General features: G+C 63.3%; 11 protein-coding genes. 7 read left to right on the forward strand and 4 right to left on the reverse strand.

Going from position 1 to position 13,299, the window contains the following annotated elements; genetic code table 11:
- Positions 1-81 precede the first annotated feature (81 nt).
- The 3 genes from GDIA_RS17350 to GDIA_RS17360 form a co-directional block, all read right to left on the reverse strand.
- Complete coding sequence (locus GDIA_RS17350; protein ID WP_012554963.1) at positions 82-2,322, reverse strand: methyl-accepting chemotaxis protein; 2,241 nt, start codon at positions 2,320-2,322, stop codon at positions 82-84.
- 204 nt (positions 2,323-2,526) lie between these two features.
- Positions 2,527-5,022, reverse strand: a complete 2,496-nt coding sequence (locus tag GDIA_RS17355) for a hypothetical protein (RefSeq protein ID WP_157864201.1) — start codon at positions 5,020-5,022, stop codon at positions 2,527-2,529.
- Positions 5,023-5,451: 429 nt separating this feature from the next.
- Positions 5,452-5,700 (reverse strand): hypothetical protein, encoded by a 249-nt coding sequence (locus tag GDIA_RS17360; RefSeq protein WP_144880019.1) that lies wholly within the window; start codon positions 5,698-5,700, stop codon positions 5,452-5,454.
- A gap of 231 nt (positions 5,701-5,931) precedes the next feature.
- Between GDIA_RS17360 and GDIA_RS17365 the strand changes: the two genes are divergently transcribed.
- The gene (locus GDIA_RS17365; RefSeq protein ID WP_012225098.1) at positions 5,932-6,765 is read left to right on the forward strand and encodes a response regulator transcription factor; all 834 of its coding nucleotides are present in this window, start codon (positions 5,932-5,934) and stop codon (positions 6,763-6,765) included.
- A 30-nt stretch (positions 6,766-6,795) separates the two neighbouring features.
- Here the strand turns inward: GDIA_RS17365 and GDIA_RS17370 are convergent, their stop codons facing one another.
- Positions 6,796-7,194 carry a flagellar biosynthesis regulator FlaF gene (locus GDIA_RS17370; RefSeq protein ID WP_012225100.1) on the reverse strand — a complete coding sequence of 133 codons (399 nt, stop codon included), beginning with the start codon at positions 7,192-7,194 and terminating at the stop codon, positions 6,796-6,798.
- 222 nt (positions 7,195-7,416) lie between these two features.
- On the opposite strand from GDIA_RS17370, the gene GDIA_RS17375 reads away from it, so the two are divergent.
- The 6 genes from GDIA_RS17375 (at position 7,417) to motA (ending at position 13,272) form a co-directional block, all read left to right on the forward strand.
- Positions 7,417-8,262, forward strand: a complete 846-nt coding sequence (locus tag GDIA_RS17375) for a DUF1217 domain-containing protein (protein ID WP_012225103.1) — start codon at positions 7,417-7,419, stop codon at positions 8,260-8,262.
- Positions 8,263-8,400: 138 nt separating this feature from the next.
- The gene (gene fliI, locus GDIA_RS17380) at positions 8,401-9,768 is read left to right on the forward strand and encodes a flagellar protein export ATPase FliI (protein WP_012554967.1); all 1,368 of its coding nucleotides are present in this window, start codon (positions 8,401-8,403) and stop codon (positions 9,766-9,768) included.
- A complete protein-coding gene (locus GDIA_RS17385; RefSeq protein WP_012225117.1) occupies positions 9,765-10,193 on the forward strand; it encodes a flagellar FliJ family protein in 429 nt (142 codons plus the stop codon). Before fliI ends, GDIA_RS17385 begins: the two co-directional genes overlap by 4 nt.
- 191 nt (positions 10,194-10,384) lie before the next feature.
- Complete coding sequence (locus GDIA_RS17390; protein ID WP_012225118.1) at positions 10,385-11,149, forward strand: hypothetical protein; 765 nt, start codon at positions 10,385-10,387, stop codon at positions 11,147-11,149.
- Between the two features lie 17 nt (positions 11,150-11,166).
- The gene (locus GDIA_RS17395; protein ID WP_012225120.1) at positions 11,167-12,273 is read left to right on the forward strand and encodes a flagellar motor protein MotB; all 1,107 of its coding nucleotides are present in this window, start codon (positions 11,167-11,169) and stop codon (positions 12,271-12,273) included.
- Positions 12,274-12,390: 117 nt separating this feature from the next.
- Positions 12,391-13,272 (forward strand): flagellar motor stator protein MotA, encoded by an 882-nt coding sequence (gene motA / locus GDIA_RS17400; RefSeq protein ID WP_012225122.1) that lies wholly within the window; start codon positions 12,391-12,393, stop codon positions 13,270-13,272.
- Positions 13,273-13,299: the final 27 nt, after the last annotated feature.

Below are 13,299 nucleotides of genomic sequence, written 5' to 3' on the forward strand. Positions count from 1 at the left end.
GGCCAGCGGCGTTTGGCGGGTCCAGGGCAGAGCCCTGGATTTTTCGTTTTTGGGGAACGCAACGTGCAGGGGCGAGGCCCCTCAGCCGTTCCGTATGGACCCTGCAAGCTCCGCAGTCCTGATGCCCGGGCGCGTTGCCCGACGAGGCGTCTTCAACTCGTCGATCTGGAATTCCCCGACGAGGCGGGCCAGTGTTCCGGCCTCCTGCTTCAGGGAATGGGACGCTGCCCGCGACTGTTCCGACATCGCCGCGTTTTGCTGTGTCACCCGATCCATCTGACCCATCGCGATATTGACCTGGTTCAGTCCCGTTGCCTGCTCTTGCGCCGCTGACGAGATCCTGGAGACGAATTCGCTCAACCGTCCCACCTGGCCGATGATGCGCTCCAGTGCCTTGCCGGTTTCGCCGACCAGCTTCACGCCGCGATCGATCTGCTCGTCCGACGTGGCGATCAGGTCCTTGATCTGCCTGGCGGCTTCGGCCGACCGGTCGGACAGGGCCCGCACTTCGGTGGCGACGACCGTGAAGCTTCGGCCGGCCTGGCCCGCCCGGGCGGCCTCGACCGCGGCGCTGACCGCCAGAAGATTGGTCTGGAATGCGATTTCGTCGATCAGCCCGAGAATATGGCGGATTTCACTCGCCGCGTGTTGAATCCCGTTCATGGCGGCCACGGTTTCCTTCACGACCGCGCCGGAATGCGCCGCATCGGTGGAGGCGCTGCTGACCAGGGTGTCCGCATTGGAGGCGCCCTGCGCGGTCTTGCGGACCGTCACGGTGATTTCGTGCAGGGCAGCGGTTGTCTCCTCCAGGCTGGCGGCCTGCTGTTCGGTCCGGCGGGACAGATCCTCGGTGGCCGTGGCGATCTGCGTGGAATCGGATGTCACACCGCATGCCGCGGACGCTATCGCCGATATGGTCTCCTGAAGCTTGTCCATCGCGGTGTTGAAATCGCCGCGAAGCGTCTCGTATTCGGGGGCGAAACGTTCATCCAGGCGAAAGAGCAGGTCCCCCGAAGAGAGGCGTTCCAGCCCGTGTCCCAGTTTCGTGACGACCTTGTTCAATTCGGCAGCCTTAGCGGCCTGGGCAGCCTGGGTCTCGGCACGAAGCCGTTCGGCCTTGCGTCGTTCCGCTGTCGCGGCCTCTTCGTTGCGCCGGCCGTCGGCCAGGGCAAGGCGGAAACCGTCCAGGGCAGTCGCGATGGTGCCGGTTTCATCGTGCCGCTGCCGGCCCATTACGGGGCGGGCGTAATCCCCCTGGCTGAGTGTCTCGACAGACGCCAGCAGGGATTCCATCGGGCGGCGCACCAGCACGGTAACCATGAAGTAGAGCGTTCCCAGCACGAGAAGGACCGTGATCAGCCCACCGATGATCATCACCTGCAGATCCTGCCGGACCGGTGCTTCCAGCACGTCTTCGGGGACATCGACGATGATGGCCCACGTCGTTTTCAGATCCGGTATGGCAAATGGATAGATGACGCGTTCGATGGTTCCACCGTGGATCTTGTGCAGGATACGCGACCGACCGTCCGCGATGGCGGCCGCGAGTTCCTTGGCGCCTTCTCCCGCGTAGGCCGTCATCAGAAGATGCGCATCCGGGTTGGTCACCCAGGTGCCGCTGCCGGAAACCAGCATGACATGACCGCTGCCGAATGGTCTCATGGTCGCCAGCATTCGGGAAAGCCGGTCCAGCGGCGCGTCGATTCCGGTGACGCCGACTGATTTGCCGCCAAATTTGACAGGATAGGCAAACGAGACCATCTCGATCCCGCTGCCCTCATCGACATAGGGCTCGGTGATGATGCCGCGGCCCTGGGACATCGGAAGCGTATACCATGTCTGCGAATAATGGGCCGGCAGCGCTGAGAACGTGAGCTTGCCGTCGCTTCCTCTCATCCAGTACGGATTGAAGACGCCGTCCGCGTTGTCGCCTGGCGCATGGGGGTTGGTGGTCCCGTCCAGGCCCAGCGGCGCCTCCTCCATCCAGGTGCCGAAAAGATCGGGAAGCCGTTTTTCGCTCATCCGCAGCATGGCGACGATCAGGCCACGGTCGGGCAACCCGGCCTCGTGTGCGGCCTCTACGGCGCCGCTCATGAAATTCGCCGCGGAATTTTGCGCCGTCAGCCTTGTTGCGACTTCGTTGGCGGCTATTTGCGCCTGTGCATCGGCCTGGGCAAAGACATAGCGCTCGACACGTGTCTTGGTCGTCCAGGCCAACAGTGCGATCGCGCCGCAAAGAATAACGGCGAACGCCAGCCCGGCTGTGCCGATCAGCTTCCTGGAGAGGGAATTGAAAAAATGCGGCTGTTGGGTGGGCGTCATAAGCGAACACCTCTGGATTGATTCCATTTCGTCGTGGAAACAACCTTCAATAATTCATTTCGTACGTCAATCTGATCCGAACAGGGACGACTATACGCACGATGTTATTGGACGACACGTGTCGCAGCCAAAACGTTTTTGAGAGGACTGGATGCGGTGGCCATATAGAAAGGGCAGGGAAGCAGGACGGCGCGGCGAGGGGCCTCAGGGAGGCGTCGAGCTTTCCGCGAGCGCGCCGTCCACGTGCTTTGCCAGCAGCGCGAAAACGCGTCCGTTGTCACCGTCCATCTGCCTGTTTCCCACCCGATCGGCGATCCAGTCGAGCGTGCGCCGGTCGTTTACCCGTGACGCGTCGGATGCCAGGCGAATGGCGATGGATTGCTGATCTTTGGTCAGGGGACCCTTCTGCGGAATTTGCACCGCAGCGATCTTGCGCACGTCGGCCACTGCCGCAGCCCACTCGCCCTTGCCTTCGTGAATGTGGGCACTCGTATCGAGAGAGGCCACGCTCATATCGCCGTTGAGAAGGGAGAGCGCCGCGGACTGATCGCCGCTGACGAGGGCGATCTCGGCCGATATCCGCCGCCTGGACGCCTTGATGTCGTCCGAAAGGGTGGGGTCGTCTGTCCTGGCCAGGGCGTCCGTCGCGTCCTTGGGCAGTTTCCTCTCGATGTCGGCGCTCGCCAGTTCTTCTCCAGCCATTCCCCGAATATCGGGAGAATCGAGCATCGGGATTGCCTGGGAGAGGATCTGGGCCGCCTGGTCCGGCAGGCCGAGCGTAAGAAGCATCTTGCCGTATGCGACCAGGATCTCGCCCTTTTTCGGACCCGGCGTCAGTTCCGGCAGATGCGCGCCCAGCATGGCCGCGTCATGCAGCAGGCCGTTCTGGTCCGTTCCGTTTACGCCCGCGCTGGCCACGCCCGCGAGGGTCTGGAAAAGAAGCGGCGCGGCCATCGTCTCATTTGCCGGAGAGGATGCGGCCTGGGCCTTGTCGATGGCGGTGAGCGCATCGGTCCATTTATGCACCTGCATGAAGGCGTCGGCCTGCAGGAAGCGCACGATGGCTTCCCGGCCGGCAAGCCGCGCATCCGGGATGATCGAGCCGAATGCATCGGCGGCCGCGTCGGGCGTGATGTTTCCGCCGGCAAGATCGAGCGAGATCGCCTGCTCGGACGCCTTTTCGGAAACCAGCGGGTTGCGGTCATCGGCGAGCTTCTTGAACGCCGCATACGCAAGGTCGCGTTTTCCGGTCCGCAAATCGCGGAACGCGGCGGCGAGCTGGTAAGGCGAGTCCGCCGGCATGTCGTTCAGGGCAGCCAGATCGTCCTGGGATCCGTAGCGTCCGATTTCCTCGGCGGCCAGCGGCAGGACGACGTCCCGCACATTGGCGGGATAATTCCTCAGCCTTGTGAAATCCCTTGCGAGGAGGTGAGCCGCCTCCGCGTCATGGCCGCCGGCCGATGTCAGGTACAGACCGCGCCATACCTGCGTCGCGCGCTGCTGGTCGTCCGGCCAAGGCCCCTCCAGCAGGGACGCGTCCCCGACATCGTTGCACAGAAGCTCGGTCGCTCCGAGAAGGAACCTGACATCCGGCCGTGATATCTCTTCCGGGTCGTCCTGCAGGGCGACCGTCAGGATGCCGCGTGCCTCCACGAAGGACCCGATACCGAACGCAGCCCTTGCCGCGTCAAGCCGGCGCGCGAAGCGCTGTGCCGGATCCGAATCCGCAGCGGCGAGGGTCGCATCGTGAAACCGTTTCTGCAACTCCTGGTCGGGACGGTTCTGAAGGCCGAGCCATTTCAGATCGACATCGCTGGCATAGATCGCCGTCCCGCCGTCGGGAACGGCTTTGTCGGACCAGGTCAGCAGGGCGCCGTCGGGTGTCGCCCGCATGCCAACGTCCGGAGACCGGGCCGCGACGACGACACCTTCCTTCGTCGGCCACACGTCATATCCTTCTCCCTGTCGCAGGGACAGGATACCGCCATCGTCCGTTGTCGACGTGCCCACGAAAAGCCGCGCCCCCGACGTCGGGTCCGTGATCGAGAGGACGCGACCGGGCCGGCGCATCGGATAAAGGATACCCCCGTCGCCCAGCCGCGGGTTGATGACGCGCCTGTCCCCATAGTCGGCTCCGGGTGGCGGTTCGCTTCCCAGCACCCAGCCCTCGGCCTGCTGCGACAGGTAGAGCTGCCGCGTGTCCGGAAGGTGGACCTGGATCAGGGTGGCATCCGGCATGGTGTTGACGGTCAGGGTCGAGAAGATCCCGTCTCCCCGCAATGTGCTGGTATCCATCGGCTCGGCATTGTCGACGACGATGAAGAACGAGTCGCCGCTCTGGTAGGCGGCGATTCCCATATGCGGTGGTACCGGGATCAGGACGCGATTGCCGATGGCCGTGCCCTGGTTCGCTCCTTTCGTGCCGGCTGTGGCATTTTCCGCCGGCGCGGGCTTGCGCGTGCCCTTCGCTTTCCCGGCCCGGGCACTCTTGATTGCGGCGTGCGCCTTCGGTGCGGGTGGAGGAAGATCAAGAACCGTCGCCTTCCACGGCGCCGGCAGTCCCTGCAGGAGGATCCCGTCGGAAAGATCGCCATCTTGCGGTGAAACGGGGGGTACGGGCGTGACCGGAGGGGGGGCGGCCGGATCCGGCTTGTCCTGCTTTCCCTGGGGTTGGGAATGCCCATGCCGCGCCCCCGCCATGGCGGGGGGGAAGGCCGAGCAGGACAGGAGCATGATAATCGGAAGCGCGATGCAGCGTCTCACGCGTGGGGATCCGCTGAAATACACGTGTCCTCAATCCTGAAGGGCCGATGCCCCAGTTGTCTGGCTGTACTCTTCCGCATTCCGGTCGGTTGTCGTCGATGGGACATGCGTCGAGGATGACCAACGGGGGCGGAATGCACATCGTGGGGCGAACTCGTCCGGCAGAACCGCAAGCTGCCAGCCCGGCACCTCCACCATGCCTTCGATGTCACCATTGATACGCGCCCCATTCGTCAGGGGTAGAAACGCCGTAAGGTCAGAGGCCTCTTTTTCCCGAACGCGCGGGATACCGGCACCGAAGAATGCTGATCGCGGGGCGGAAGGACCGCCCCGCGGCATCGTGTTCGCGTCCGCTCCGGACGCTGCTCAGGCGAAGAGATCGACGGCACTGGCCGTCGCGGAGGCCTTGTTGTGCGATGTCGTCGAGGGAACGATCTGGCCCGTCGAATCGAACTGCGTGGACGATTTGGACCCGTCAGCGTTGGCGGAGACGAGATTGACGCCGACACCAGCCGCATATTCCGGCTTCACGGCGCGGTGGGCTGCATGAGCATTCTGCGTCGTGGCAATGCGCATGCTGGAAGCGAGCGCCGCTGCTGCTGTGGTATCCGTCATTTTTTAATGACCCTTTGGAATCAGAGAACGAACAGAAAGAAGAACCGCCCGGCAACAAAGCCGAACACAGACCCTGCCCCGAGTCTGTCCATCTGCTTCGATCATGCCCTCGTATTAGCTGAACTATAGAACCTCAGTCTATGGGATGGCCATGGCCAAGCCAAGGTGTTTTTTGGCTTATGGCATCCGCTTATAAGGGATAGATAGCTGGGGGCCGGTTCCCATGCCAGGATGGCTGTCGGCACTTACGCTGCGGGAATGGATATGCAGATACTTTGTATCGGTGACAGTTCGGCCGATGGTGATGGAAGGCCGTGCAGCGGATTGGCGAAAGCCGCGATCGAGGGGGCGGTGTCGATAACGATGTCGGGCCCCGAGGGGAGCGTGGAAACATTGCGCCGCTCCCATTACGACCTCGCCGTGATCCAGCAGGGATCGCCGAATGCACGGCTGCTGCGCCGCATACGCAGCAGCCGCGTTCCGACGCCGGTCATCATCATTGCCCGGGACACGACTCCGCCCGCGATCGCCGAGGTCCTTTCCGTCGGTGCCGATGACTGCGTTCCCGCCTCGATCGACCCCACGGAACTTCTGGCCCGCCTGCGCGCCATCGTCCGGCGCGCCGGCGGGCATGACAGCCTGACGCTCCAGATCGGACGCCTGACCGTGAACGTGAACCAGCGGGAGGTCCATATCGACGGGAAGCCGGTTCCACTGACCCGGCGGGAATATGACGTGGTCGAGCTTCTGGCGCTGCGCAAGAATCAGGCACTGAGCAAGGAGTCCGTCCTCGACAGCCTCTATGCCGGACAGCACGAGCCGAGTGGCAAGGTCATCGACGTCATGATCTGCAAGATCCGCAAGAAGATGCGTGGCCTGGGCATAGAGGAACCGTTGACGACGCAATGGGGCATTGGCTACCGCCTCAACGAGGACGCCTTCGCTCCGCTGGGTGCCCGGATGGATGGAATCGTCGGGCAGGGGCCAAGGGAGTCCTGTATTCCCGTGACGCCGGGCATCGCCATCATGGCCCCCTCGGGGGCTCGATCATCCCAGACAAACTGAAGCGGCCGGAGGCGAGGGGGCTGGTCAGGATCAGGTCGCGTCGGCGCCGAATTCCTGCATGTTGTGGCTGCCTGTGAGTTCCAGGCCATCGCGAACATTCTCCGCGATCCGAATCAAGGGGGTAAGCGGCAGGGCGGGGTCCAGCATGGCCCTGATTCCATAGAGCTGGGACCGATGGGCCAGGGTGACGAAAAGCTGACGGTCTTCCTGGGGCGTAAGGCCCGAATCCTGAACGTTCGCATTCATGATCATCGCCCAGAGGCGCTGGCTCCTGGCCAGGGCATGCCGTCGGACGGTATGATCCGAACTCGCCTCGGCGGCCTTGAGTTCGTCGATCAGCATTCTGAAGCATGCGGCATCGGCTTCGCGTCCCGTCAGGGATGATCCCGCGATGCTCTGGTAGGCTTTCATTCCGGGGTGCGTCATCATCGCTCCGTCAACCGTCCGTCATTCTCAACCGTCGGTCATGACACCGTGGCGTATTGCCGGTCATGGTTCTACACAGGGTGGGCATTCCTGACCAGACCTTCGACGGCGGCGTTCTCCATGGCCAATTCCATGTGGAAATGTGCGGGGCAAGGCCATATAGTGGCGGTTCGTGGAATTGTTGTGTCCTGCTGTGTCGCGGTCACGAATGCAAGGAGTGGACTGATGAGTGGGTCTATCAGCGGTACCTCCCCGATCAGTTTGTACCTGGCCGCCGAGAAGGACGAAGAAACCGCGGCCGCGAACTATACGAAGGAGAACCCGACGATCCAGAACGAGGTGACCTCCTTCGAGGAATCGGCGTCCTCCATTACTTCCGCCGCCGATCTGATGAGCAATAAAAACTATACGGCGGAGCAGGTCGTTCTCGGGGCCTACAATCTCAGTTCCATCTCGGGGGAAACGGCCCTGGTCAAGGACCTGCTGACGCAGGATCCGACATCTTCCAAATCGGTCGCGAAATCGTCGGGCAACGCGACGTGGCTGGCCTTCGCCGATGCGTTCTCGACCTGGGGCCAGAATGGCGGAAGCGCGAGCGCGTCGCCGTTTACCTCGGACACGATCAGTTCGATCGTGACGAAATTCGAGGAAAGTCAATACGAAAGCAGCACCGCCAACCAGAACAGCGGCGTCGGCAATGCGCTCTATTTCACGCGCAACATGACCAGTTCCATGTCGCTGGCGGATATCATGTCGAATGCGACCCTGCTCAAGGTCGTCGAGACGGTTTCGGGATTCAATCCCGACCAGTTCGGGGCGCTCGACTATCCGGAGCAGGTCCGTCTGCTGCAGAACAAGGTCGATCTCAGCGATTTTTCGACGCCGGAAGGGGTTCAGAAATATGCCGAGCAGTATCTCGCCATGCTGCAGATCAACCCTCAGACGCCTGATACGCCGATAACCATGATGGACCTGTTTGGGGGCGGTACCAACAGCAACGGAATTCTCGCGCTTTTCGGTTCCAGCAGCAGTTCCTCTTCGTCGGGAAGCCCGGAACTCTCGATGTTCTGACGTGTCGTGGGTCGGTGGCCACCGACATGCCCTGCCTGACGTCATGATTCCAGCATGTGCCCCGATGCAATGAGCGCAGAGATTCCCCCGTCGCCGTCCACTGACGTCGTATCCGAGATCCCCGATATACTGGACGCAATGCGGACCGCCGTGGCTGCGCCGCGCCACGATGTCCCGGTTGGCGTTCTTGAGGGGCGGGTGACCGGGCTGTCGGGATTGACCGTGTCGCTCAGCGGCCTGCGGGATTTCACCGGGGTGGGGGATCGGGTGGCGATCTTCGGCCTGGACGGGCGTGAGACCGATGCGGAAATCGTCGCCTTTCGCGGCGACACCGCGATCGCGATGCCGTACGGATCGCTGGAGGGGATCGGGTCGGGATGCCGGGCCATGTTCCAGCTGTTCGACCCGGAGCAGAGAAGGCGGCGGGCTGGCGGCACCTTGGTCGTCAATGATGCATGGCAGGGGCGTGTCATCGACCCTATGGGCAGGCCCATTGACGGAAAGGGGCCGCTGCCCCCTGACGGCGTGCCCCAGAAGCTGCATGCTCCCCCGCCCGAGGCGGCGCTCCGGGCGCGGCTCGGCCCGCGCATCGATCTCGGCGTGCGCGTGCTCAACCTGTTCGCGACATGCCGCGAGGGCCAGAGGCTGGGTCTGTTTGCCGGCTCCGGCGTCGGGAAATCCACCCTGATGGGCATGCTGGCCCGCAACACGGACTGCGACGTTGCGGTCATCGCCCTGGTGGGGGAGCGGGGACGGGAAGTCAGGGAGTTTGTCGAGGACGATCTTGGGCCGGAAGGGCTGGCCAAGTCGGTTGTCGTGGTCGCCACCTCTGATACGTCGCCGTTGATGCGCCGGGAAGCGGCGTATGCCGCGACGGCTGCTGCCGAGCATTTCAGGGATCAGGGCAAGTCCGTCCTGCTGCTGATGGACAGTGTCACCCGGTTCTGCCAGGCCCTGCGGGAGATCGGCCTGTCGTCCGGCGAGCCCCCTGCCACCAGGGGGTATCCGCCGAGCGTCTTCGCCGAGTTGCCGCGCCTGCTTGAACGCGCGGGGCCGGGCCTTCCCGGTCCGGACGGGAAGGCGGGGCAGATTACCGCCATGTTCTCGGTCCTCGTCGAGGGTGATGACCATAACGAACCGGTCGCCGACGCGGTGCGCGGCATTCTGGACGGACATGTCGTCATGGAACGGCGGATCGCGGAGTCCGGACGGTACCCCGCCATCAATGTCCTTCGCTCGCTCTCGCGGACCGTTCCCGGATGCAATTCTGCTGAGGAAAACGCGTTGACCCGCGATGCGCGGGCCGACCTGTCGACCTGGGAGGAAATGCAGGACATGGTCCGCCTGGGCGCCTACCGCGCGGGGAATGATCCGAAGGTCGATCAGGCAATCCGTATCGCGCCCGCCATTGAAGAGATTCTGAGGCAGGGACGCGGCGAGAAAGCCACGATTGCCGAAAGCTTCGACGCCCTGCGCGCCGCCTTGTCGCCGCCCGGGACTCCGTGACGGACGCCCGGACGCGCGCGCTGCACTCGCTGGTCCGGCTACGGAAGACCGAAGTCGATCACGCGCGAAGCGCGATGGCCAGGGCAATGGCCGAGGAACACGCCGCCGGCGCCCTGGTCGAAAGCCGACTTGCACTGATCGACAGCGAGCAGCGTGAAGCATCCCTGGGGCACGCGTCGCTCGACGATTTCCGTGCCTGGCTGCCGGCGGGTGTAGATGCCGTCGAACGCGCCAGGGCGGCACTGGATGTCGCTCGCCAGGCATCCGATCAGGCAAGGGGAATGCTCATGCAGGCGAACGCGGCCCTGAAGGCGGCGGAGGCCATCCTGGACAAGCGGCTGGAGGAGGAAAGGGAGGCGCGTGCCCGCAGGGAGCAGGCGGAACTCGATGACCTGTCGCGACGGAACCGGGCTTTTTCCACATAGCCTTTTTATGGTCATGAAAGGGCCATTGTCGCGAGGATGCCGGCTCTCTAAAGTCGATCTGACGAGGCGCTTTATCATGTTTCGGCCTTGAGAAACTGGAATGCGCCCGCTATCGCTTTCAACCGGGGCGGAATATGACCGCAGTAGATGCGATCCGATATCCCCATGGCCATGAGTGACTAGGAAAGCGCATGCAACAGACACAGCAGCCGGCTGAAAAGGTATTTATCGCCACGCCATGCTTTGGTGGTCTGGTGACGCAAGAATACATGGAATCCATCATTGCCTGCACCGGTGTCCTGCGGGTTCCCATGACGCTCTCGCTGCTGGGCGACGACGCGATGATCAGCCGGGCGCGGAACACGCTTCTGCATCAGTTCTGGGCGCGGTCGGATGCCTCCCATATCCTTTTCATCGATGCCGACATGGGCTTCCCGGCGGAAGCGCCCGCGCGGCTCCTGGCTGCCGGAAAGGATCTCGTGGCCGGTCTGTATCCGATCAAGGAACGGTTCTGGGACAAGGCGACCCAGGAATACGCGCGGCATGGCGAAACCCAGGACACTGCCTCGCTGCGCTATGTCGGCGAGACGGAGGCCATGCACAAGGAGTGGGAAAAGGGACCGCTTCTCAAGACCCATTATGCGGGAACGGGGTTCATGATGATCAGCCGGAAGGCGGTCGGCATGATGATCAAGGCCTATCCCGAAACGGCATACCGCCGGATCGACGCGGCGGATGACGGTGACGGGGGACTGTATCATGCCCTGTTCGATGCAAGCATCGATCCCGATACCGGAACGTATCTGAGCGAGGATTTCACCTTCTGTCGCCGCTGGCGGGAAATCGGGGGCGAGGTCTGGCTGGATACGTCCATCAGCCTGACCCATGCCGGGCGCGCCGTATTCCGCGGAAATCCGTCCAGCCGTGTCGGCATGCTTCACCACAAGGGCGCGTAAGACCGCGATAAAGCCAGATGGCGAAGAACGACAACAAGCAGCAGCCTATCCTCATCAGGAGAAGCGACGGCGAGGACTCGGAGGAGGGCGGGCACTCCGGGGGGGCGTGGAAGATCGCCTACGCCGACTTCATGACGGCCATGATGTCGTTCTTTCTCGTCATGTGGCTGCTGAATGCCACTACGGACGAGCAACGCAGGGGCATTGCGCAGTTCTTCAATCCGATGGCCGATCGGGACACGCACGCACAGCCTACGGACTCGATGCTCGACGTCCAGCCCTCTCCTCTCTGGGGGGGCAGTGCGATCAGGCGCATCAAGAATGGCGACACGCTGGACCCGGTGCAGGATGGGGCGCCTGGGGCGCGGAATGCACCCAGGACGGTACGGCAGGACCGTTCGTCCGATGACATAACCCTGGGCCTCAGGACGCGGCTCAATCCGTCGCCGCCCGCGATCGTTCCGATCGGGGGACCGCAGACCGGTGCGGCCAGAAGCGTGGGCTATATCGGCGCGGGAAGTCCGGCCGAAGCGTCCGCCGAAGAGGCGGCGGTCGAACAGATGGCCAGCGGCCTGCGCCAGGCCATCCAGGACAATCCGGAAATACGGGATGCGGCTTCCGACGTGTCGATCCAGATCGGACGGGACGATATTCGGATCGAACTTCGGGACTCGAACAACACGCCGATGTTCGACAGCGGATCGGCGACGCCCAATCGTCTCGGCAAGCAGATGCTGGCCCAGATTGCCGCATGGCTTGCGCCCATGCCCGAGCCGATCTCCATCGTCGGCTATACCGATGGGGCGCCCTATCACGTCGGCAGGCAATGGGGCATGTCCAACTGGACACTATCCGTAATGCGGGCCGACCACGCCCGCGAAACGCTCGTCCAGGCGGGCTACCCGGATCGCAACATTCTTGACGTGTCAGGCCGCTCGGACAGAGATCTGGCTCTTCCGTCCGATCCCTCGGGCGCCGGGAATCGCAGGGTCGTGCTGATCATGCACCGGCGTTTCAGCAACCCGGCCGGCCCTGCCCCGGTCGCCGGGGCGCCTGGCACGCCGGCCAGTCCTGCCAAGGCAGACAAACCCGAGGGGACAGCCGGCGCGGGGGCGCCGAAATAGGCGGTGCAGGCCGGCACGCCCTTCGCCGGCGCCGGCCAATCTGCCGGGAAGGACCGTAGACCGCCGTCGGCGCTTCTGCCGCGCGGCTTAACCATGGACGGAAGTGGAGACTGCTAAATGCTTTTCATCGGGGGGCTCGTCTTTGTGCTGCTCTGTGTCTTCGCCTCCTTCGTGGCGTCCGGGGGGGCTCTGGCCCCCCTGATCATGTCGATGCCCTTCGAACTGCTGACCATTCTTGGGGCGGCCGTCGGAATATTCGTGATGGGGAATTCCAAGGAGGCGCTCAAGCACGTTCCTGGCGACCTCCGGCTGGTGCTGGCCGGACCGCGGCACGACAAGGCAGCTTACCTCGACCTGCTGGTCCTGCTCTATCGGTTCATGCGCCTCGCGCAGGCCAAGGGCGACATGGCGCTTGAGGAGCATATCGAGAACCCGCACGACAGCGCCATCTTCGCGATGTCACCGCGTATTCGGGATGACAAGACAACCTGCAATCTGATCTGCGACTATCTCCGGCTGACCAGCCTGAACATAGAAAACGCCTATCAGATGGACGAGGTGATGAGCCGTGAACTGAAGAAGAACCTCACGGAGCAGTTGCACACCGCGAAATGTCTGCAAAGCATAGCCGACGCATTGCCGGCGCTTGGCATCGTCGCCGCGGTCCTTGGCGTCATCAAGACCATGGCCTCGATCAGCAAGCCGCCCGCTGTCCTTGGCGCGATGATCGGCGGTGCCCTTGTCGGCACGTTTCTCGGCGTTCTTCTGTCCTATGGCGTTGTGGCGCCTCTGGCGGCAAGGATGCGTGATGTGGTAATGCAGGATAGTCGCTATCATGACCTTATCAGGATCGTCCTGGTGACCCACCTTCAGGGCAGCCCGCCTCAGGTCTGTGCCGAAATCGGTCGCAAGGATATTCCGCATATCTTCATGCCTTCGTTCAGTGAACTCGACATGGCCCTGACAGAGTCATCCAACCCACCCCCAGGAACTGCCTGATCGCGCAGTAAAGCGGTCAGGATTACG

The sequence above is a fragment of the Gluconacetobacter diazotrophicus PA1 5 genome (assembly GCF_000021325.1).
Classification (GTDB): Bacteria; Pseudomonadota; Alphaproteobacteria; order Acetobacterales; family Acetobacteraceae; genus Gluconacetobacter; species Gluconacetobacter diazotrophicus.